This window comes from Sulfurimonas sp. CVO, assembly GCF_009883775.1.
GTDB lineage: Bacteria > Campylobacterota > Campylobacteria > Campylobacterales > Sulfurimonadaceae > Sulfurimonas > Sulfurimonas xiamenensis.
Genome location: NZ_CP033720.1, coordinates 785778 through 805306, shown reverse-complemented (window position 1 = coordinate 805306; position 19529 = coordinate 785778). Strand labels below are relative to the sequence as shown.

The 19529-nt window shown below is 34.0% G+C and carries 21 protein-coding genes; 13 read left to right on the top strand and 8 right to left on the bottom strand.

The annotated features are described in order from the left end of the window. Nucleotide 1 precedes the first annotated feature (1 nt). The 8 genes from CVO_RS04125 (at nt 2) to CVO_RS04090 (ending at nt 3618) form a co-directional block, all read left to right on the top strand. Nucleotides 2-694 (top strand): DUF3800 domain-containing protein, encoded by a 693-nt coding sequence (locus tag CVO_RS04125; protein ID WP_159570176.1) that lies wholly within the window; start codon nt 2-4, stop codon nt 692-694. A 1-nt stretch (nt 695) separates the two neighbouring features. Next, the gene (locus CVO_RS04120; protein WP_159570173.1) at nt 696-1208 is read left to right on the top strand and encodes a hypothetical protein; all 513 of its coding nucleotides are present in this window, start codon (nt 696-698) and stop codon (nt 1206-1208) included. Nucleotides 1209-1450: 242 nt separating this feature from the next. Continuing rightward, nucleotides 1451-1786: a DUF4160 domain-containing protein gene (locus CVO_RS04115; protein ID WP_159570170.1), complete on the top strand. Its 336-nt coding sequence runs from the start codon at nt 1451-1453 to the stop codon at nt 1784-1786. Between the two features lies 1 nt (nt 1787). After that, complete coding sequence (locus CVO_RS04110; RefSeq protein WP_159570167.1) at nt 1788-2030, top strand: DUF2442 domain-containing protein; 243 nt, start codon at nt 1788-1790, stop codon at nt 2028-2030. A gap of 102 nt (nt 2031-2132) precedes the next feature. Then, nucleotides 2133-2354, top strand: coding sequence for a hypothetical protein (locus CVO_RS04105; protein WP_159570164.1), 222 nt, complete (start codon nt 2133-2135; stop codon nt 2352-2354). Further along, the gene (locus tag CVO_RS04100; RefSeq protein WP_159570161.1) at nt 2355-2636 is read left to right on the top strand and encodes a type II toxin-antitoxin system RelE/ParE family toxin; all 282 of its coding nucleotides are present in this window, start codon (nt 2355-2357) and stop codon (nt 2634-2636) included. A 261-nt stretch (nt 2637-2897) separates the two neighbouring features. Beyond that, on the top strand, nt 2898-3233 hold the full coding sequence (locus CVO_RS04095; protein WP_159570158.1) for a toxin-antitoxin system TumE family protein: 336 nt from the start codon (nt 2898-2900) through the stop codon (nt 3231-3233). A 13-nt stretch (nt 3234-3246) separates the two neighbouring features. After that, nucleotides 3247-3618: an HVO_A0114 family putative DNA-binding protein gene (locus tag CVO_RS04090; RefSeq protein WP_159570155.1), complete on the top strand. Its 372-nt coding sequence runs from the start codon at nt 3247-3249 to the stop codon at nt 3616-3618. 143 nt (nt 3619-3761) lie between these two features. Here the strand turns inward: CVO_RS04090 and CVO_RS04085 are convergent, their stop codons facing one another. Further along, nucleotides 3762-4241, bottom strand: a complete 480-nt coding sequence (locus CVO_RS04085) for a DUF2231 domain-containing protein (RefSeq protein WP_159570152.1) — start codon at nt 4239-4241, stop codon at nt 3762-3764. Between the two features lie 425 nt (nt 4242-4666). On the opposite strand from CVO_RS04085, the gene CVO_RS04080 reads away from it, so the two are divergent. The 3 genes from CVO_RS04080 to ychF all read left to right on the top strand — a co-directional run bounded on the left by CVO_RS04080 (nt 4667) and on the right by ychF (nt 7571). Next, on the top strand, nt 4667-5260 hold the full coding sequence (locus CVO_RS04080; RefSeq protein ID WP_159570150.1) for a hypothetical protein: 594 nt from the start codon (nt 4667-4669) through the stop codon (nt 5258-5260). Nucleotides 5261-5327: 67 nt separating this feature from the next. Beyond that, nucleotides 5328-6281 carry a lipid A deacylase LpxR family protein gene (locus tag CVO_RS04075; RefSeq protein ID WP_241691009.1) on the top strand — a complete coding sequence of 318 codons (954 nt, stop codon included), beginning with the start codon at nt 5328-5330 and terminating at the stop codon, nt 6279-6281. A gap of 189 nt (nt 6282-6470) precedes the next feature. Next, nucleotides 6471-7571: a redox-regulated ATPase YchF gene (gene ychF / locus CVO_RS04070; RefSeq protein ID WP_159570148.1), complete on the top strand. Its 1101-nt coding sequence runs from the start codon at nt 6471-6473 to the stop codon at nt 7569-7571. Nucleotides 7572-7597: 26 nt separating this feature from the next. On the opposite strand, the gene CVO_RS04065 is transcribed toward ychF, so the two are convergent. The 6 genes from CVO_RS04065 to CVO_RS04040 all read right to left on the bottom strand — a co-directional run bounded on the left by CVO_RS04065 (nt 7598) and on the right by CVO_RS04040 (nt 15248). After that, the gene (locus CVO_RS04065; protein ID WP_159570146.1) at nt 7598-8713 is read right to left on the bottom strand and encodes an ABC transporter permease; all 1116 of its coding nucleotides are present in this window, start codon (nt 8711-8713) and stop codon (nt 7598-7600) included. Continuing rightward, nucleotides 8713-11415 (bottom strand): ribosome-associated ATPase/putative transporter RbbA, encoded by a 2703-nt coding sequence (rbbA, locus tag CVO_RS04060; RefSeq protein WP_159570144.1) that lies wholly within the window; start codon nt 11413-11415, stop codon nt 8713-8715. The genes CVO_RS04065 and rbbA overlap by 1 nt, the downstream gene beginning before the upstream one ends. A 1-nt stretch (nt 11416) precedes the next feature. Then, on the bottom strand, nt 11417-12424 hold the full coding sequence (locus CVO_RS04055; RefSeq protein WP_159570142.1) for an HlyD family secretion protein: 1008 nt from the start codon (nt 12422-12424) through the stop codon (nt 11417-11419). A gap of 87 nt (nt 12425-12511) precedes the next feature. Next, entirely contained in the window at nt 12512-13330 is an 819-nt protein-coding gene (locus CVO_RS04050) for a phosphatidylserine decarboxylase (RefSeq protein ID WP_159570140.1), read from the bottom strand. 3 nt (nt 13331-13333) lie between these two features. Continuing rightward, nucleotides 13334-14410 carry a tRNA pseudouridine(13) synthase TruD gene (gene truD, locus CVO_RS04045; protein WP_152299436.1) on the bottom strand — a complete coding sequence of 359 codons (1077 nt, stop codon included), beginning with the start codon at nt 14408-14410 and terminating at the stop codon, nt 13334-13336. Between the two features lie 19 nt (nt 14411-14429). Further along, nucleotides 14430-15248 carry a thiamine-phosphate kinase gene (locus CVO_RS04040; RefSeq protein ID WP_159570138.1) on the bottom strand — a complete coding sequence of 273 codons (819 nt, stop codon included), beginning with the start codon at nt 15246-15248 and terminating at the stop codon, nt 14430-14432. Between the two features lie 89 nt (nt 15249-15337). Here CVO_RS04040 and CVO_RS04035 point away from each other — a divergent pair, with 89 nt between their 5' ends. Next, nucleotides 15338-16525, top strand: coding sequence for a GGDEF domain-containing protein (locus CVO_RS04035; RefSeq protein ID WP_159570136.1), 1188 nt, complete (start codon nt 15338-15340; stop codon nt 16523-16525). Here CVO_RS04035 and CVO_RS04030 read toward each other — a convergent pair. Continuing rightward, complete coding sequence (locus CVO_RS04030; RefSeq protein WP_159570134.1) at nt 16520-17602, bottom strand: DUF5644 domain-containing protein; 1083 nt, start codon at nt 17600-17602, stop codon at nt 16520-16522. The two genes, CVO_RS04035 and CVO_RS04030, sit on opposite strands and share 6 nt — an antisense overlap. Before the next feature lie 211 nt (nt 17603-17813). Here CVO_RS04030 and sdhA point away from each other — a divergent pair, with 211 nt between their 5' ends. Next, nucleotides 17814-19526, top strand: a complete 1713-nt coding sequence (gene sdhA / locus CVO_RS04025) for a succinate dehydrogenase flavoprotein subunit (RefSeq protein WP_159570132.1) — start codon at nt 17814-17816, stop codon at nt 19524-19526. The last annotated feature ends 3 nt before the right edge of the window (nt 19527-19529 follow it).

The window sequence follows — 19529 nt, the reverse complement described above, 5'->3', positions numbered from 1 at the left end:
AATGAACTATAAAATATTTTGTGATGAGTCAAATCATCTCTACAATGATAAATCAGACCTAATGGTGATAGGCGGTATCTGTTGTCCAAGCGAAGAAGTCGAGTATATAAATCGATATATTAAACATCTAAAACATAAACACGATGCAAACTGTGAGCTTAAATGGACAAAACTAAACAGCCATAAAAAAGAGTTTTACAAAGAGCTTTTGGAGTTCTTTTTTTCAAGAGTTGACTTGAGGTTTAATGCTCAGATTGTAGTAAATAAATCAAATCTAAATCATGACAAATATAACGACGGCGAAGCAGACAAGTTTTACTATAAAATGTACTATTACGCTTTGCTGCCATTTTTAAAGCCCTCGGAAAAATACAATTTATTTATGGATTATAAAGATACAAAAGGCGGACAAAGAGTAAAAAAACTCAAAGAAGTTGTAAGAAATACTTTTTATGGAAGCATTGATTTGAATTTTACAATCATACATTCTCATGAATCACAGATTATGCAGTTATCAGACATTTTTATCGGTGCTATAGGATATAAAAATCGCGAAGATATTGATAAAAACAGTGAAATAAAGACTTATATTATAGATTTGATTGAATCACTTAATGGTTCTGCGCTTAATGTTTCATCTCCAGAATGGGAAGAAAAATTTAGAATTTACAGATTTCGTCCACGAAAGTTTTAATATGTTTAGTCAAATTATTGATTTTAAAAGTTGCTGTGAAGAGTCAAAAATAATAGATTTTTTATATACTATTTTTGAAAGTGATTTTATTGCAAGCAAAACCATCTTAGCTGATAAAATTTATATTGACCCATTGTCTAAAGATAAAAAACATGGCAAGGAGAAAATTTTTTGGCATGTTATTACAAAAGAAAATCCAAAAAATAAGCAACGCGAACTTGACGAGCATAGAGCAGCAAGAATTAAATGGATAAAAAAAATTATTTTAAATCATAGTCATAATGAAATCAAATTTTTTTATCACTACGAAAACAAACAAAAGGTTGTAAGGCTCTATTTGTGGGCTTATCAAAAAGACTTTATAGTGATTATTCAGAAATTAGGTAAAAGTTCAAGTCACTTAGTGACATCATTCTATATTGATAAAAATTACAATAAAAATATATACGAGAAAAGATATCAAAACTATTTAAGTAGAAAAGATATAAATTTGCATGAATGTGAATGGTTTTAGAAGTTGTTCGCCTATAAGGCAAGACGAGGAGCCATCTCTTGATGCCAAATGGTATCTGAGCGGTAAAATTATACAACACTATGTTTAACTTAAGTTGAACATACATAAAATTCTTCTCGTTACATTAACAACAAAGAACGAACAAAACAACACCCCTGTGAATGAATCTCCACTTTCCTATAAAACTCTTTTTTAACTAGATTCCCAATGACCAAAAGGAATGCCCATGGTGCAAGTTGGGAATGACGACATGTGGAAAGTTTCCTTTCGTTTCTATCTTATATAGGCAAGGGAGCGAAAAAACGCTTTTTTTACATGTTAAGAAAATTAATGATACAATAAAACAAAATTTATGGAGACTTGCTTTACCAACGGTACTAAGAGTAGACGGTTTTAGATTTTTCTTTTTTAGTGATGAACATTTGCCGTTGCACATTCATGTTGAAAAAGGCGATGGCTACATGAGGGTTGAACTTGATACCTTTAAAGTTACCAAGCGGTATAAACTCTCTAAAACAGATGAGAAAAAGATAATAACCATTATACAAGAGCATCAGCAAAAACTTATAGGAGCATAGGATGAATACTTCAATTACAAGAGTTGATTTCGGTGATAAAATTTATATCTACTTAAAAAGCAGTGATATTTTGACTATACCTTACAGTTATACCAAAAAAATTCAAAATACAAAAAAAGAGCAGCTTTTAAACTATCGTATTATTGGTGATGGCATAGGGATACATTTTGAAGAGATAGATGAGGATATTTCACTAAGCGGTATTATTGCATATAAAATAAATCATGAGCTAAAAGCTTCTTAAAATACATCCTTACATATATACTCCTACGCTGGAGCATGGGAGTGAGAAAGTCCAATATCTTTTTACCAAATATTAGCTACAATAACGAGTTAAGGAGTTTTTATGCATACAATACAACTAAATATTGATGATTCTATTTTTGACAAATTTATGGGTCTGATTGAGATACTGCCAAAAGATAAAGTAGAAGTTACGACTCAAAAAGAGTATCCGTCCATCTCTTTTGAAGAGGCAAAACAAAAAGTTCAAAAGGCTGTAAATAGCATTTCTAAAAATAACGGCATACCTTTAAATCAAGCTATTGACAAAGTCCTTAAATCTTAAATGAACTACAATATAATCGTTGAAAATGAAGCTTTAGAAGATTTACAAAATATTTATAATTATATTACCGAACAAGACTCAAAAAACAAAGCAAGAAAATTTATCTTTGAACTTCAAAAAAAGATGAATTCATTAAGTCAAATGCCTCATCGCTGTAGAAAAAGTTACTATATTGAGGATGAAGACACAAGAGACTTGATATATAAAAAATACACCATTGTTTTTAAAATTATTGAACAAAATGTGCATATATTAACACTTTTTAAACAGCGAACTTTTTAACTACATCCCAGTAAAGGAACCTCCACTTTCCTATAGAACTTTTTTTTTCTCGTTCCCATCGTCCTCGATGGGAATGCATACTGTAAAATAACCTGACATATACACTCCTACGCTGGAGCATGGGAGCGAGCAGTGTCCTATAAAAACATTTCAATCTGTCATATTTTCTCACATCTCGAATCAAAATCGCTACTATTTAAAATATTTAACATTGCTATAAAAATAATTTAGTTATCATTTGATGATAACAAAGGAAACATTATGAATGATTTAGAGTTTTTACTAAATCTTGATGGCGAAGTTTATCCTTTGGATAGTGGTTATTGGGTAAAGTTTGAGGCAAAAAAAGTTCAAAAGAGTAAAGCCATACCTTACGGAGTTAAGTACTCTTTGACTTTGCATGACAAAAGAAACCATAGAGTAGTTGGTTATGATAATGCACATAGTTTTAAATCTTCTAAGAAGTATGCTGCCAAAAAAGAGACATTAGACCATGTACATAAGAAAATAGATATCGTACCTTATGAGTTTGAGTCTTGCGCGCAACTTGTAGAAGATTTTTGGAATAGCGTGGATTATTATATATCGAATAATTAAAAGGATGGAAGAGATGAAACTAGAAACTTTAAAAGTAGGCATAATGCCCTTTGAACAATATAAAAAAAGAACGATAGCAATCGCAAAAGGCGAGTATATTCCAAAAAAAGATGAGCCTAAAATATGGTTTGAATCTTTAAAATCAATGGCTCAAATACTCTCAAACGAAAATCAAGAGCTGCTTAGAATCATTTTGCTTAACAATCCTCAATCACTCAGAGAACTTGAAGAGTTGAGCGGAAGAGCAAAGTCAAATCTATCAAGAACGCTGAAAACACTTCAAAGATATGGGATTGTAGATTTAAACAAAGTAAAAAACAACATAGTTCCAAAAGTAAAAGCAACTGATTTTAAAGTAGAGTTTGGCTTGCAGAGTGTGGCATAAAGTTACACCCCTGTGAATGAATCTCCACTTTTTTCTCGTTCACACGGTCTGCGTGGGAATACATACTGTAAAACAACTTGAAATACACACTCCCATGTAGGAACATGGGAACGAGTAATACCATATAAAATTGAACTACGCCCCTAATATTTACTAATTTTTTGCTCATCAACTCTTTGTATAGCAACACTCTTATCGATACCTGCAGAGTATTTATAAACAAGTATTCCCCCGCTTCTTCCTTGGTAAAGTGAAACTATCAACAAAACTACTATTAAAACAAGAGAGACATTCTCATATAAAAGAGAGTCTTTAGAAATGGCAAGCCATTTTACTATAGAAGTCGCTATTAAAGTAGCTACAACAATAAAGCCGAATATTTTATGGCTATTTAAAGAGCTTACACCTTCTTGAATAATATTTTGATTTGCCATAATTTTTTGTGCATCTTCTATTCCGCTGATTATAGCGAGAAAAGATGCCAGCATCGCAAAACCGACAATTCTAAATGCTGCTTTGGAATAAGCTTTGTCTTTTGTAATGAAGAAAGTAAATTGGGAAAACAAAGCAATAACTGGTAATGCAACCACGAAATGTACAAACGGAGGATGTAATATATTCATTTTTCTTCCTTGTATTTAGAGAATACATAAATTATAGTATTAAAAAAATTAATAATATATTAAATGCTTTTCAAGTTACAAGTTACACCCCTATGAATGAATCTCCACTTTTTTTCTCGAAAAGGCACGAAAAGCGAAAAGGGGTCAGGTGATAACTATAACTAAATAAAGATACTTACAAGGCTGTCAATATCCACTCTTTTTTTCCCTTGTTCCCACGGTCTCTATTAGAATTTATACTTTAAATAATAACTCCCGAACAAAAGCATAAGAGCGTGATAAATATGAAGTAATAATTTTTTGTCCGCAGGGTTTATTTAGAAAACTAATGATGTGTTATAATAGCCACATCCGTGCACTTAGCACTGAAGAGATAAAATATTTTGATTAAAGTAATAAACAAATAAATAAACGGAGGCATAAACATGAAATACCAAAAATTTTTTGACGAGATAGAGTCCATCACATTACAAGATGAGCTGGCGCATTTTCTCGGGGTAAACGATGATGGGATACTTGAAATTTCCTATCTGGATATAGTAAAGGTAGCCGGTCACAGTTGCGCAACTGTCGCAGGAGCCTATCTCATTGCTCTTAAAGGGTTGAAAGCGCTGTACGGGGATGAAATTCCCAAAAGAGGTGAAATCAAGGTGGAGTTACAAAAACCGGTTAACGAAGAGCATACCGGTGTGGTTGGTTTTGTGCTTTCAAATATTACAGGAGCCACTACGGATTATGGCTTCGGCGGTATCCCAGGCGGCAAGTTTAATCGTCAGGATTTGCTTTTCTACGGTGCACCCATCGATACCGATGTTCGATTTACACGCCTAGATACAAACAAGCAAGTGGGCATAAACTATCGACCGGGCAAGGTAGTAAATCCTATGCAGATTCTTACGAGTGCCATCGGTCCCAACGCTACACCGGAGGATAAAGAAAGTTTTCCCCACCGCTTTCAACAGATGGTTCACACTCTATTTAAAAACAAAGACACAGTAATTGAAGTGGTTCAATATTAAACCAACTCCCTCTCCTTCCCATCGCTTTCCGATGGGAATACAAAGTATTGTGTAGCAGAGCAACTCCTTGAAAATTAAGTTATTAAAAAAAAGTTTCTTATTTTTAACAACTTCTTTGATATATGCTGACACAGTATCACTTGTTTTGGAAAATGATGCAATCGTTGGGCAAGATCATCATTACACAAATGGTATATACCTTACTTGTATGAGTGAAAACAACACTACATTTCCTGATCTTTTAAGTTTTATTGATTTAGAACAAAAAAATGTCGCTTTTTCAATCTCACACGCTATATTTACGCCTGAAAATAAAGAGATTAATACAAGAGATTTAAATGATTTACCTTATGCCGGTTATGTTGACTTAAACTTTTTAGCTTATAAATCATCTGCAAACTTCTTTCATGAAGCGGGTATAAATATAGGTATGGTTGGTCCTTTTGCACAAGCGGATACACTGCAAAAAGGCTTTCACTCTCTATTTGGATTTAATGAACCAAACGGGTGGGATAACCAGTTAGATGATGAATTTATCTACGGGATTTCTTATAATGTCGGTTACAAAACAGATCCCTTTGCAATTCAAGATTTGAGCTTAGACCTCACGACAAATATCAAAGCTGACCTTGGCAATTTTTATACTGGAACATTAGTGGGCACTTCTTTGAGGCTGAGCAGCATTGCGATGCGTAGTTTTACTACTGCAGGAAATTTCATAGGTGCGAATGAGACCTCAGTGCTTAATTATGAACCAACCAAAAGTTTTAATTGGGCATTATCCCTTAGCATATATTACAATAAATTTAATACCTACTATTTAATTGATGAAGCAATTGAAGAGGGATATTATCTTGATGAATTAGACTATATAATTAGTCAAAAACTTGCTTTAGATCTCTATTACAATGCTCTAAAAGTCTCTCTTTATCTTAAATCTGTTGATATTCAAACAAAGAGTATATTTTCTTCTAGTAATGAAAAAATAGGCGGCATCAGTATTATTTGGAAGTGGGACTGAGTTTTTAACACACCATGCAAATTCATTCCCTTGTTGAAACCATAAAAAACATGCATTAGAGAGACTGCTTTTCTTCTCACCTCTTCTTAAAAATAAACACTCAAAAATAGCAAAAGCCGTTAAAGCGTTCTCTTTGTATATTTTAGTTATTATTGCAAAAAATATTTAATAAGCACAAAAAGGTCAATTATGGGTTTAAGTATCGGTCTTGTAGGACTTCCAAATGTAGGCAAATCAACAACTTTTAACGCACTTACAAAAGCACAAAACGCGGAGGCGGCGAACTACCCGTTTTGTACCATCGAGCCAAACAAGGCAGTGGTTCCTGTTCCTGATTTAAGATTGCAAGAACTTGCAAAGATAGTAAATCCTGAACGCATTCAGCACTCTACTCTTGATTTTGTAGATATCGCAGGGTTGGTTAAAGGTGCTAGCAAAGGCGAAGGACTAGGGAACAAGTTTTTATCTAACATTCGCGAGACTGAAGTGATTTTACATATTGTCAGATGTTTTGAAGATGATAACATCGTTCATACAGAGGGAAGCATCCACCCGCTAAGAGATGTAGAGATAATCGAGGGAGAGCTTATTTTAGCTGACATCGAGGTTCTACAAAACAGAGCAGACAGACTTAAAAAACAGGCAAAAACTGACAAAAGTGCAGCTGCTATTTTAGCTTTAGCAGAAGAACTTTTAGAGTTTTTAGCTGATGGAAATCTGGCTAAAAACTTTCCAAAAGCAGACAGTGACGAGTATAAGCAGCTAAATCACGAAGTAAGACTCTTAACAGGCAAAGAGATTATGTACGGTGCAAATGTCGATGAGGAAGGTCTGGTTGAAGACAGCCAATATGTACTGGACCTAAAAGAGCATGCGGCAAAAAACAACTGCGAACTTATAAAACTTTGTGCAAAAATCGAAGAGGAGCTCGTCGGTCTTGAGGATGATGAAGCAGAAGAGTTTTTAAGCTCTCTTGGCGTTGAAGAGTCTGGACTTGGACAAATCATCCAAAAAGGTTTTGACAAACTTGGACTTATGAGTTACTTTACGGCAGGTGTAAAAGAGGTTCGCGCTTGGACAATCCGCAAAAACACTACGGCTCCAAAAGCAGCAGCAGTTATTCATAATGATTTTGAAAAAGGTTTTATCCGCGCAGAAGTTATCTCCTATGAAGATTTTATAGCCTGCGGCGGCGAAGCAAAAGCAAAAGAAGCAGGAAAAATGAGACTAGAAGGCAAAGAGTACATAGTGCAAGACGGCGATATCATGCACTTTAGATTTAATGTCTAAAGTGCAAATAGAATCAAACTTAAGCTTTACGACTCTATACTTTTTTTAAAAGTTAATAGTGCAAAAGTGAAAAAAAACACTCCTATGGCAAAGATTGCAAGTAGATGTTTCCACACCACTTCAAATCCGGCTCCTCTAAAAAGTATCGCTTGTGCAACATCTATAAAGTGACTTGTGGGAGAGAGCCTCATAATATACTGCAAAATCTCGGGCATACTTTCATAAGGTGTGATTCCGCCTGAGAGCATCATAAGAGGCAGCACGACTAACATAAACATCATACCGAGCTGAGGCATAGACTTTGTAATAGTACCTATGAAAATCCCTATGGATGTTGTAGAAAAAAGAACTAAAAGAGAGCTAAATAAAAACAGAGTCATAGATCCTGCAAGAGGTACCTGTAAAAGCATATCTACAATCACATATAGAGAAAAAATCACACTTACCAAAATCACAACCATTGTCGCGAAGATTTTTGAGAGTATAATTTCTGCCGTATTTATAGGCATAACAAGAAGATGCTCAATCGTGCCATGTTCTCTCTCACGCATAAGAGCCGCAGCAGCAAGCAAAATTGAGAATGTCATAATATTATTTATAACTTCATTAATGCTTCCAAACCAAGTGCCTGTTAGATTGGGATTATATTTATAAGTTGGTACAATTCCTATCTTTGGAGTAGTTGATGGAAATTTTAAAAACGAAGCTACCTCTTGGGATATTATTTGTGAAATATATCCTGCACCGATGCCTGCCTGAGACATCCTTGTAGCATCAATATTTAACTGAAGTTCAGTTTTTCTGCCTTCTATAAGATCTCTTTCAAAGCCGCTTGGTATTACAACAACAAAAGTATAGAGTCCTTTGTCCATTCCTCTATCCATCTCATCATAAGATATAAGTTCAGGAGTATTGAACATCGGTTTATAAAAAGAGTCGATAACTCTTTGTGAAAACATAGATCTGTCTTCATCCACAAAGGCAATCGGAGCATTTACCAGCTCAGTTGAAGTTGCTTTTGCACTTATATAAATAGCAAAACTAAATGAATAAAATATCAAAAAAAGCATAACTTTGTCTTTTAAAAGCGTTTGAATCTCTTTTACAACAAGACGATATATATTTAAAATATGTTTTACCATTATTTTTCCTGCTTTTTAAGTAAAACTGCGCTTAATACACTAAGAACTACTATTGTAACAGCAAGTACAAAAAAATCAAAATGCAAACCCTCAAAACCTACATCTTTGCTAAAAATCCCCCGACTTATGTTGATGTAATATGTTGCCGGGAATATATGTGCTATAAATGCACCCGCTCCTTCAAGTGAAGTTATAGGGTCTGTAAGCCCCGAAAATGTAACAGTCGGCAAAAGAGTAAAAATTGCTGTTCCCATCAAAGCAGCAATTTGAGTTTTTGCAAAAGCAGAAAAGAGCATACCGATACCTGTAGTTACTGTTACATAAAGAAGCGACGCAAAAAAGAGCAGCAAAAAACTTCCTTTTAAAGGGACTTGAAATATATATAAAGCAAGAGCCATTAATCCCAAAAAACTTAACATACTAACGGCTATATAGGGAAGCTGTTTACCGAGAAGAAATTCAAATTTTGTAACCGATGTTGCATAAAAATTTATTATGGATCCAAGCTCTTTTTCTCTTACAATACTAAGTGCCATCAAGATAGATGGAATAAAGATCAAAAGCATCGGGATAATAGCCGGAACCATAGAGTAGATGCTTTTGAAATCCTGATTATATCTGTATCGCATCTCTATATCTAAAGGCATATTTTTTTCACTTAAAAATTTTGTCAGATACTCTCTATGAAGCCCCTCAATGTACCCTCTTATAGTTTCTGCTCTAAAGGATTGTGTACCATCTATCCATACCCCTATTTCTACATAGTTTTCTTTTGATAGATTGCGCCCAAAATCAGGAGGTATTTCAAGAGCAATACTTATGCTTCCTCTTCTCATCTCTTCATCCATATGAGCATAAGATTTAAGCGCAGATTGCTCTAAAAAGTATCTTGACCCTGAAACATTTTGAATATAGTCTCTGCTTTGCGGACTTTGATCATTATCTAAAACTGCAAATTTCAAATCCTCTACATCCATTGTTATTCCAAAACCCATAACAAACATTAAAATCACGGTGCCAAGCAGTGCAAATACTACTCGAACTGGGTCTCTTATAAGTTCTAATGATTCACGATATGCATAACCAAAAAATCTAAGAAAGGAAAAAAATTCACTCTCTTTTTTATGACTCTTTTTATTTATGGTTATGCTTCTCTTCTGCTCTCTTGTCTCTCCTATTGCTTTATATAAATACTCTATAAAAGCATCTTCGAGATTCTCTTTATTTTTTGATTTTATAAGATTTTTTGGCGTATCGCTTGCGAGTACTTTTCCCTGATGCATCAAAGAGATTCTATCGCACCTCTCCCCCTCATTCATAAAATGCGTAGATACAAAGATAGTAACGCCTTCACTTCTTGAGAGTTTTATCAAAAATTCCCAAAATATATCTCTTGAGATGGGATCAACCCCTGAAGTGGGCTCATCAAGCAGTAACATTTTAGGTTTATGTATTACGGCAACAGCCAAAGATAGGCGTTGTTTAATTCCTAAAGGAATATCACTTGCAAGAGTGTTTTCATATTTTTTTAACAAAAAGTACTCAAGCATCTCTTCGACTCTCTCTTTTATAAGAGAGTTTTTTATTTGATAAAGCTGCGCATGCAAAATCATATTTTGCTTTACGGTAAGTTCATTATAGAGTGAAAATGCCTGAGTCATATAGCCGACATTTTTTCTCATATCAAGGCTATTTTCTTTTATAGATTCGCCAAAAAGTTTTATACTCCCCATAGTTGGTGCAAGAAGTCCGGTCAGCATCTTCATAGTAGTAGTTTTACCGCACCCGTTTGAGCCTAAAAAACCAAAAATTTCACCCTGTTGTATCTCAAAACTTACATTATCAACAGCTTTAAATTCCCCAAAACACATAGTAAGATTATTTGCTTCAATAGCTAATGCCTCTTTTTTGTTTTCATCTCTTTTAGATATTATCAAATCAGAATGAAAAGCTCTTTGCTCTTTTGGAAGAAGTGCTATAAATGCAGCATCAATTGTATCTGTATCTGTTTGTTTTAAAAGTTCTTCTGGAGTGGAGCTGCTTAAAATTTCACCCTCATTTATTGCTATAATATGATCAAATCTTGCTGCCTCTTCCATATAAGCAGTCGCCACCAATACACTCATATCTTTCATAACTGCTCTAATAGAGTCTATAAGCTCCCAAAATTGTCTTCGCGAGAGCGGATCAACTCCGGTTGTAGGTTCATCAAGGATAAGCAGATCGGGATCATGTATCAATGCGCAGCAAAGTCCGAGCTTTTGTTTCATTCCGCCGGAGAGTTTTCCGACAGCTCTCTCTTTAAAATCATAAAGTCCAATAATTTTTAAAAGTTCATCTATTCTTGTTTTTCTCTCTTTTTTTTCAAGACCGAAAAGTCTGCCGAAAAATTCAATATTTTCATAAACACTAAGACTCATGTAGAGATTTTTTCCAAGACCTTGGGGCATATATGCTATCTTTGGATATAGTTTTTTACGAAACTTTTCATTTCGTATATCACCCTCAAATACTTCAACACTGCCAGTTTGAATCTTACGAACTCCGGCTATTATAGAGAGCAAAGTTGATTTTCCAACACCGTCAGGTCCGATAAAACCTACCATAAGACCACTTGGAATATCTAATGTGATACTTTTTAACGCTTGCGTATTTTTATAATTATGTGAGAGATTTTTTATTTTTACTACAGAAGAACTCATATCAATTGGACGATTTTAGATAGCTTTTTGGCAAATTGCTTAGGCTTTTTGGCCAAGGAGCAGTTTCATCAAGGCGTATATAGGCTACACCCGGCAATCCTGTTTTAACTTTTTGTATATACTTTTTTAAAAGATTATAATCTATCGTTACTTTTACTCTAAACATCAGCTTAGCTCTCTCATCCTGCGTCTCTATCTGCTTAGGAGTAAACTGTGCTTTTGGAGATATAAAAGTTACTTTTGCAGGAATAGCGATATCCGGCAGCGCATCTAAAACAACTCTGGATTCTGAGCCATAATCTATAACGCCTACTGCAGATGTTGGCAAAAATATAGTCATATAAGTATCTAAAAGATCAAGTAAAACAAGTACATTTTGGCCGCTTCCTATAACTTCACCCTTTTGAGATAGTTTATAGAGTATTCTTCCCTCTGTAGGAGCATAAAGAGTACTCTCTTTTATATTTACTTTGATAGAATCAGCTTGAGCAACTGCAGAGGTTATAGTAGCCTGCATGCGTGCTATATCAGTCTCTGCAGCTTTCATGGCAGCTTTAACTGATTTGTATGAAGTCTCTTCCTGCTGATATGTAAGCAAAGAGATGGCATTTTTTTTATAGAGTGTTTGTGCTCTTAAGAAGTTCTCTTTTGCCAGAGAAAGCTCGCTCTTTCTCTGCTCTAAAATTGCTAAAGCATGGTTTTTACCCTCTTTCGCCTCTTCTATCTGTGCTTGTGCCAGACGAAGTTTTGCTTCTAACTCATCCGTATCGAGTTTAGCAAGTATTTGACCTTTTTGTACAATTTCACCCTCTTCAACATACACATCAACCAATCTTCCGGGAATCTTTGTAGCGATATTGATTTGCGTTGATTCAATTCTGCCGTTTCCAAAAGCAAAATTTTCAAATGTGTTGGAGTTGTTTATATGCTCATTTATATATTTGTAGCCTATAACAATTGCAACTATAAACAAGAGAAAAAAGATAGATTTTAAAATTTTTTTAAACATTTACTCCCCTCTTTTTAAGCATAAAGTATAATATCATATGAGAACTTAAAAATATCTTGCCGGCAAGATAGTTCTAATTCATATCTATTACTTTATTTTTGCGACCGTATCACCGTATCTGACATGCTCTCCTGCTTTAACACAAGGCTCTAGCATATCTTTTTGCGCCAATACCACAATGGTTGAACCCATCTCAAAACATCCAAAATCATCACCTTTATTTAAATATACATCATTAAAGTGATATACACTGCTGCTAAGAGCATCTGCGTTTGTTTTTATCTTTGGCTCAAAAGAGACCTGCATAACACCCACATTTAAGGCACTTACAAGAACCATATAAAATCTTTTTTTAGACGGAGTTTCACACTGCAAAACAACACGCTCATTTTCTACAAAAAGATTGAGTCTTTTTTTAAGAGAAGGCATATTAACCGGATAAAACTTTCCCGGAATATGAACAGCTTTTAGCACTTTTAGATTTGTAGGGATATGATAACGATGATAATCTTTTGGAGAAAGGTAAAAATTTATAAATGTTCCGTTTTTAACAAGCTCCTTCTCCTCTTTGCTAAAATGCGCACCCAAAAGCTCATCGCTGTTATATTGCATCCCTTTGATCTGGAGTGCATACTTTTCATCAATCTCTCCGCACTCAGTAATATAAGAGTCGCTTGGCGATATAAAATCCTCACTATCTAGCGAGTATTTTCTATCTTCTCTTAGTTTTCTTGTAAAGAGCGCATTTAAACTATGATATGTTTCAGGATTATGAAATTCACTCATATCAAGTCCCATGACTTTTACATAAGAGTTGTTTATAAAATTTTGAATTGGTTTTGGAAATTTTTTGTTTGCGAATTTTCCAAAAGTTTGTGAAATTGCCGATGTTATATGTTTTTTCATTCTCTACTCCCTTATCTCTCTCTTCGCTATCTCTTCTATTAAAACCGTGGCATAAGAGCCTTTTGGAAGCGAAAAGTTAAGCTCATACTGTGCCTCTTCATTTTTGTATCTTCCTTCAACTCCCTCAGGATATACCCATGCATATCTTCTTGTACCATCCGCATTTATCTCATCGTCAAACTCTTTTTCAATAACTCTTGCCACATCAGAAGAGAGTTTGGCTTTTTTACCACAGAGTAAACCGGTAACAGAGATATCTTTTTCATTAAATCTATTGAGATCATGCTCAGTACCCTCAAAATCGAAAAGCCTGCCATATGGATAGTGTTCCATAATATCCCCGCTTATTAGTTTAAAAGGGTGCTTTTGCGCTTTCATTTTTGTCAATTCATCTTTTGATATATTAAGCAGTGGCTCTAACTCATTTACTTCAAACTTTTGAACTAAAGTATTAATTTCCAATCTTCTGCTTAGCCATAAATTAAAAAGATGGCTTTGATAAGCACTGATAAGAAATTTTTTTACCTTAGGATTGCGCTCTTTTTTTTCACCTTTTGCAATTTTTTCACCGTCAATATGGTTATTGCCGTCAGTTCCAAAACGCTGATAACCAAAAAAATTCGGCATTCCAAACTTTGCTATGTTTTTTAGAGCTTCATCTATTTTTTTTGCAGAAGTCGGGTTTACCTTTTTAAGTTTTATAAAAAATCTGTTACCGTTTAAATGCCCTATTCTTATCTTGTTGTTGTGGTAGGTTTTTGATAATATTTTTATACCTTCATGCTCAAATGCATTCATCTTCTCTTCATGTTTTTTGTGCAAAGAGATATACTGTTTCGTCATTGCATGCTTATCTTTTAAACCAGCATACCCTATCTCTTTTTGCTGTATCCCCAAATATTTGGAAATTATCGAAACAAGTTCAAGAGTCGAGAGTTCTTTTTTTCTAACAAATAAAATTAAGTGCTCACCCTCCCCTGAAAATTCATAAAGAGGAATCTCTTCAACCACAAAGTCTCTTGGTGTCTGTTTAAAATGAAAATCTATACTTGAGTGGTCTAGCGAATAAAATCTATCCATATTTTTATAATCCTATAATTTAAAAATGATGTGCTTTACATCTGTTTTTGTAACTTTTTCTCACGCTTTGCGCTATGATACTTATGGGCGTTCTGCTTAATTTTGCTCTTCTTAAAACTGCTTTTTTGTCTCTTTTGTCAAATCCAAAAAGCATCTCATACTCTTCACCGCTGCAGCCAATGTTTTTTTTGACGGGTCTGTAAAAGTTAAAGCCTGATTTGTTGGCTGATGAAAGTTTATCCAAATCGCTAAAAAGCCCGTCTGATATATCCATGCCGCAACTTAAAAAACGAGCACTATTGTAAATAAACTTATCTCTTAATTCAATATTTACAAATTTTGATTTTTTATGAATTTTGCCTAAATTCATAAGTCTCTTTAGATCTTTGCCACTTCTTCCCAAATTGCCCGTATAGGCAATCAAATGTCCTTTTTTTAATCCTCTTCTCATTAATGGTTTTTTGGTTTTTGAAACTATGGTAATCGTAATATCTAGTTTTACATTGCTAATCGTATCTCCACCTATAATCTCTATGCCATATTTTGCAGAAGCATCTTGAAATCCTGCCGCCAACTCTCTCATTTGAGCTTTTGTTATATCTTTTGGCATAGCAACACTTAAAAGAGCATATTTCGGCTTTGCATTCATAGCAATTGCATCAGAAATATTGACCATCATCGCTTTACTAGCTATTTGATAATGATTCATCCACTCTTTCTTAAAATGTACATTTTCAAAAAATGCATCTTTTGAGTAAACAGTATCATCTATCAAAGCTCCATCATCACCGATGTGAACATTTTTAAACTGAGATATAAAATAATTTTCTAAATTCAATAAAACTTCTTAAAATGCTTTAAGTTACTATTAAAGCCAATATATATAAAATAGTAGGTTATTATACCATCTTATAGGAAATTCTCATTATGAAACATTCCATAAAAAATATATTTCGTAATCTAATTCTATTTCTTTTTACGGCAACAATAGTAGCTGGAGTTGGTATTTTAGTAATAATAAATCATATTAATTCTTATAAAAAAATAGAAAATTTAAATAATCAAAAATATATTATTTCAACACTTGTAAATTTGCCTAAAAATGATTTGGCACTAACTCTTATAGAGTTTAACAGCAAAAGCAGCCAACTAAATTATGAAATCGAAAAACTTTACAATATGTATGAATATGATTTTATGGAGAGATATATACTTTCAAATGAGAAAGAGTATCTTGCTGATTTAGACAGACTAAGCTCTCTTGCAGCAGCATTCAATAAAAAAACTGGCAGCTATTATAATGAAAAAATAGAGCAAAATGAATTAAAAAAAAGCTCCGATTCTCTTTTGGAACAAATCAACTCTATAATATTTAAAACTACAACATATAATCAAACAAAATTTGATATTTACAAAAATATAATATTTGTAATTTTTGCCATACTTTTTTTGGCTTCTGTTTGGTATAGAAACAGACTAAATGCGATATATAGAGATTTAGAATTTTTATACAACAATGAAGAGAATAAAAATTATAAAATATTTTCCAAAGAGATTAATGATATCTTATTTAAAATAAAAAGAAAACCTGTAACATCTGAGAATCTGACAATGATTGATCCTGTGACAGGAATCAATAATTTAAAAGGAATGATCAGCTCTTATGATGAAAAAAAAGATATCAAAGAGAGAGGTTATACAGCAGTAACTGTAATAGAAGTTGACAACTTCTCAAAAACAAATAGAGTTTATTCTCAAGAGCTTACACAAACTATACTTAAAAAAATTGCGTATTTATTATCTCTACATCAACAAACTGTTGATGTAATTGCAAGAACAGACTATAATCAGTTTACTCTGATATTTTCTAGAGATGAGAAAAAAGAGCTCTTTAAAGATGTAGAAAATATTCGTGAAAATATTTCTGAATTAAGAGTAGAATCTCCAGAATTAGGAGAGATAGAGATAACGGTAAGCGGCGGATTTGTTATGAAACCATACAATCTGCCACTTGAAGAAGCAATCAAAGAGGCTAAAAAGATTTTAAAATTTTCACAAGATCACGGTAAAAATAAAATCTCTCAAGTGAGAGATTTAGCTCGTAACGAGTTATAAAAAAGAGACTTTAACTCTATGTTTATCAAAACCAAGAGTTGTTATGTTTTTTTCACCCTCTAACAACATTTTAAATTGTTGCTGTGAAATTACGGGGAGTTCTATCTCTCTGTTCATTATCTTTTCTATTCTTTTTTGCTCTTTGTCAAAAAGCATAAGATCATTTTCATCTCTAACAACTATAAAATCAGCATTTTCATCTTTTGCTTCAAGAAGAATTTCTCCGGCAATTTTAAGTGAAAAATCTTTATCTGCAAGAGCAGAATATGGCGCCAAATCTTCTTTTGAGTGAGACAATGCTACATAATTTGCTTTAGAATTTTTGATTATAGAAGCACAAGATTTTTCATCTATACCTTCAAATTCTGCTATATTAAAACCTTCAAAAGATTGAAATATTTTTACATTTTCTATTTTTGAATCTGAAATTGCATTTTCACTCATTTTAAAATCTGTAACTTTTGGTAGCATTTCAAAAAGAGATTTTATCTTGTTCTCTTTATTTGCATCATAATTAAAAACTCTGCGTTTTAATGAAGTGTGATACCAAATTCCAGTTTCTTTACATGCAATCTTCTCTAAAATCTCCTGTTTTAAATCAGGATTTTGCTCAATTATATCACTTGCTATTAACAGTGAATGATCTCCAATATAGCTTCTATGAATATCGTATGTATTGGAAGCAAAATAGTCTAATTCATACCTTTTAGCATACTCATCTATTTGACTTTGAGTAATATAATCCTTAAAAAAACTAATTTTCTCTATATAATCTCTTTTATCAACAATAAGATCATTTAAAGCTCTATAAATACTAACAGGCTCTATTTTAAATTCGTTGGATGTTTTTTCAACAATATCCGAGATTAATTCATTTGCATTTAGATACAAATTGTTTATTTTTAGATTAAAATCACCAACTGGATCATAAGCAAATTTTTCAATACTGTTTATATCGTTTAAAAGATCTAAGATAGTATCTTCGGCTTTATACTTTAGAGTATATTTTTTATAATACGGCAGATAGTCAGCTTTAGCATCAAATCTAAAAAGTTCTACATGTACTTCTGTTGTCATCACTTTCCTTACATTATATAATAGTAAAAAATAAAGACAAAGTATATCACAAAAAAAACAAAAACAAAGTGTGTAAATTCTACACTTATCACACTTATAAATATGGGTGATTATGGAACATTTTACACATTTATAATAACTTTTTATCATTCACAAAGGGTAAAAATTGTACAATCAGCCTTATTTTATTCTTATTAACAAAGGAAAGCTAATGGGTATTCCTATATATACTTACGATGCAATCATTGTCGGTGCAGGTCTAGCAGGATGTGCCGCTGCAAGAGAGTTACAAAATGCAGGTAAAAAAGTTGCAGTTATAACCAAACTACATCCGCTTAGAAGTCATTCAGGAGCTGCACAAGGCGGCGTTAATGCTGCTTTTAGCGATAATGACAGTGTGGAATTGCACGAATTTGACACGGTAAAAGGAAGTGACTACTTAGCTGATCAAGATGCTGTTGAGTTTATGTGTAAAAATGCACCGGAGACTATTCGCTGGGCAGAGAAAATGGGTGCGGCATTTAGCAGAACTGCCGACGGAAAAATCGCGCAAAGACCTTTTGGCGGACAGTCATCCCCAAGAGCATGTTATGCAAAAGATAGAACAGGTTTAACGCTTTTGCAAACTATTTACGAGCAGGCTTTCCGCGTCGGTGTTGAGTTTTGGGATGAGTGGTATGCTGCCGACCTTATCTATAAAGACGGTAAAGTTTCAGGTGTAGTTGCGTTTAATATACGGGATTTGCAAGTAGCCATTTTTAATGCTAAATCTGTTATGTTTGCAACAGGCGGATATGCAAGAAGCTATAAAATCAACTCAAATGCACATGCAAATACGGGTGACGGACTCTCTATCGTAGCGCGCCACGGGCTGCCGCTAGAAGATATGGAGTTTGTTCAGTTTCACCCCTCAGGACTTTCAGGAAACGGAGTTTTAATCTCTGAAGCGGCTCGCGGTGAAGGCGGTCGTCTCTATAACTCTCTTGGTGAGAGATTTATGGAAAAGTACGCTCCAAATGCTATGGAGCTTGCATCTCGTGATGTTGTGTCTCGAGCTATCTTAAATGAGATAAGAGAAGGGCGCGGCGTTGGACCGAGAAAAGATGCAGTTTTCATCGATGTAACTCACTTAGGAAAAGATTTAATCATGGAGAGACTCCCTGAGCTTCGCGAACTTGCCATGACTTTCTTAGGCCTTGACATGATAAAAGAACCTATCCTTATCTCTGCAACAGCGCACTACTCTATGGGCGGTATCCCTGTAAATATTGCCGGAAATGTTCGTAAAAACAACAACGAATTTGTAGAGGGATTTTATGCGGCGGGTGAGTGCTCATGTGTTTCAGTTCACGGTGCAAACCGCCTTGGTGCAAACTCTGTTCTTGAAGCGCTTCTCTTTGGTCGCTTTGTGGGCAAAACAATGGTAAATGAGATAGATACGATTCCTCTTCGTGAAGCAACAGAAGAAGATGCAAAGAGAGCTCTTGATGAGATTGATTTTGTACTCAACAACAACGGAACTGAAACAATCACACAGCTTAGAGAAGAGCTTCAACAGTGTATGACTGCAAATGCAGGTGCATTTAGAACAAAAGAGACATTAGAGATTGCGGTTGCAAAAGTTAAAGAACTTCGTGCTAGATTTAAAAACATCCGCATAAAAGATAAATCAAAAATCTTTAACACGGAACTTCAAGAAGCTATAGAGTTTGGTCATATGATTGACTACTCTGCATTTATCGTAGAGAGCGCTATTGCTAGAAATGAGAGCCGCGGCGCGCACTTTAGAGAAGATTTTGACACTCGTGATGATGAAAACTTCTTGAAACACACTATGGCTTACATGGATAAAAAAGGTGATATAGTACTTGATTATATGCCTGTTGTTCTTGGCAAGCATGAGCTAAAAGCAAGAAATTACTAAGGA

Coding starts and splice junctions, on each gene's coding strand:
- CVO_RS04125 (WP_159570176.1), top strand. CDS start 2: ATGAACTATAAAATATTTTGTGATGAGTCAAATCATCTCTACAATGAT.
- CVO_RS04120 (WP_159570173.1), top strand. CDS start 696: ATGTTTAGTCAAATTATTGATTTTAAAAGTTGCTGTGAAGAGTCAAAA.
- CVO_RS04115 (WP_159570170.1), top strand. CDS start 1,451: ATGACGACATGTGGAAAGTTTCCTTTCGTTTCTATCTTATATAGGCAA.
- CVO_RS04110 (WP_159570167.1), top strand. CDS start 1,788: ATGAATACTTCAATTACAAGAGTTGATTTCGGTGATAAAATTTATATC.
- CVO_RS04105 (WP_159570164.1), top strand. CDS start 2,133: ATGCATACAATACAACTAAATATTGATGATTCTATTTTTGACAAATTT.
- CVO_RS04100 (WP_159570161.1), top strand. CDS start 2,355: ATGAACTACAATATAATCGTTGAAAATGAAGCTTTAGAAGATTTACAA.
- CVO_RS04095 (WP_159570158.1), top strand. CDS start 2,898: ATGAATGATTTAGAGTTTTTACTAAATCTTGATGGCGAAGTTTATCCT.
- CVO_RS04090 (WP_159570155.1), top strand. CDS start 3,247: ATGAAACTAGAAACTTTAAAAGTAGGCATAATGCCCTTTGAACAATAT.
- CVO_RS04085 (WP_159570152.1), bottom strand. CDS start 4,241: ATGAATATATTACATCCTCCGTTTGTACATTTCGTGGTTGCATTACCA.
- CVO_RS04080 (WP_159570150.1), top strand. CDS start 4,667: ATGAAATACCAAAAATTTTTTGACGAGATAGAGTCCATCACATTACAA.
- ychF (WP_159570148.1), top strand. CDS start 6,471: ATGGGTTTAAGTATCGGTCTTGTAGGACTTCCAAATGTAGGCAAATCA.
- CVO_RS04065 (WP_159570146.1), bottom strand. CDS start 8,713: ATGGTAAAACATATTTTAAATATATATCGTCTTGTTGTAAAAGAGATT.
- rbbA (WP_159570144.1), bottom strand. CDS start 11,415: ATGAGTTCTTCTGTAGTAAAAATAAAAAATCTCTCACATAATTATAAA.
- CVO_RS04055 (WP_159570142.1), bottom strand. CDS start 12,424: ATGTTTAAAAAAATTTTAAAATCTATCTTTTTTCTCTTGTTTATAGTT.
- CVO_RS04050 (WP_159570140.1), bottom strand. CDS start 13,330: ATGAAAAAACATATAACATCGGCAATTTCACAAACTTTTGGAAAATTC.
- truD (WP_152299436.1), bottom strand. CDS start 14,410: ATGGATAGATTTTATTCGCTAGACCACTCAAGTATAGATTTTCATTTT.
- CVO_RS04035 (WP_159570136.1), top strand. CDS start 15,338: ATGAAACATTCCATAAAAAATATATTTCGTAATCTAATTCTATTTCTT.
- CVO_RS04030 (WP_159570134.1), bottom strand. CDS start 17,602: ATGACAACAGAAGTACATGTAGAACTTTTTAGATTTGATGCTAAAGCT.
- sdhA (WP_159570132.1), top strand. CDS start 17,814: ATGGGTATTCCTATATATACTTACGATGCAATCATTGTCGGTGCAGGT.